Origin of the sequence: Nocardia sp. NPDC004860 (assembly GCF_040609015.1) — a bacterium.
Lineage (GTDB): Bacteria > Actinomycetota > Actinomycetes > Mycobacteriales > Mycobacteriaceae > Nocardia.
In genome coordinates this window covers 1-1,201 of record NZ_JBEXJI010000069.1, presented here as the reverse complement: position 1 = coordinate 1,201, position 1,201 = coordinate 1, and the positions used below count along the sequence as shown (strand labels likewise).

Here is a 1,201-nt window from a genome sequence, read left to right as displayed (position 1 = left end):
CTAGTGCCTTGTCAGGCAACCTTCGGTAGGTAATCGGGCAGCCGGATCTTGGATCCGACGGCGAAGTCTCGGATGGGTTCAGCGTGCTGGTTGCGCCAGCGGACGTAGGTGCTGATCGCGGCGTCTTGTTCGCCATGGCTGCGGTGGTCGGTTCCGTTGAGCGCGAAGTACCGCAGCGCGGCGAACTCGCACTCGATCCTGTTCAACCACGACGAATACGTGGGCAGGAACACGAGTTCGATAGCGTTGACCGAGCACCACGCTCGGACCTCGGCGCGTTTGTGGACCGAGTAGTTGTCGCAGATCAGATACAGTTTCTGGCCGGGCCACCGGGCCCGCAGGGATTTCAGGAACGCCAGGAACTCGGTCCATCGTTTCCGGTCCCGGATCCGGTAGTACAACTGCCCGGTCCGCAAGTCGAGGGCGCCGAACATGTGCCGGACGCCCTGGGTTCGGTGGTAGGTCGCCCGCAGCCGGCGCGGCCGCCGGGCGGTGAACCAGCCTCGGCCGCTGCGGGGTTGGAGGTTCAGTGGGCCGAACTCGTCCACGCAGATCACCCGGCCGTCGGCGGGCGGGTTGTCGTAGAGATCGAGGACTCGTGCCATCTTGGCTTGAAAGTCGGGGTCGTTGCTGGCTTTCCAGGTTTTCGTGGCCTGCCACGACACCCCGCCGGCCTTGAGGATCTGCCGGACGGTTTCGCGGCTGATGTCGGTAATGCCGTTGATACGCAACACTTCCGCGAGTTTCGACAGGCTCCATGTCGAGAACGGCCATCCGAGGTCACGGGGGCAACACCGGGCGATCTGACAGATCCGATCACGTGTCGCCTGATCGGTCTTCGCCGGTCTGCCCCCGCTCCATTTTGGGTCCAGAGCGTCGAACCCCTTCTCGTTGAAATCGTGGATCACTTGCCGCACATACGATTCCGACACCTGCATCAGCTTCGCGATGAACCCGACCGGCTGATGCTGCGCCGACGCCATCACCACCACCGCCCGCCGCATCCGAATCGGCTGTTTGCTACGCCGCGCGATCTGAGCCAGCTTCCGCCCTTCCTCGGGCGTCACCTGCCTGACGAACACATCCGGCTTGCGAGCCACCGGCATCACCTCCACAGGCAGCATCACCGCTCACCCGCCGAGGATCAACCCGCCACCCCGGGCGGCGGTTCCAGCACCAACCTTCTCGGACGCGGCACTAG

At 64.3% G+C, this 1,201-nt stretch carries 2 protein-coding genes; one reads left to right on the top strand and one right to left on the bottom strand.

What is annotated here, in order from left to right:
- Positions 1–11: 11 nt before the first annotated feature.
- A complete protein-coding gene (locus ABZV44_RS45550; protein WP_354851647.1) occupies positions 12–983 on the bottom strand; it encodes an IS630 family transposase in 972 nt (323 codons plus the stop codon).
- Here ABZV44_RS45550 and ABZV44_RS45545 point away from each other — a divergent pair.
- Positions 900–1,201: hypothetical protein (locus ABZV44_RS45545; RefSeq protein WP_354851650.1), on the top strand; the 302-nt coding region annotated here is incomplete at its 3' end. The genes ABZV44_RS45550 and ABZV44_RS45545 overlap by 84 nt on opposite strands.

Coding starts and splice junctions, on each gene's coding strand:
- ABZV44_RS45550 (WP_354851647.1), bottom strand. CDS start 983: ATGGCGTCGGCGCAGCATCAGCCGGTCGGGTTCATCGCGAAGCTGATG.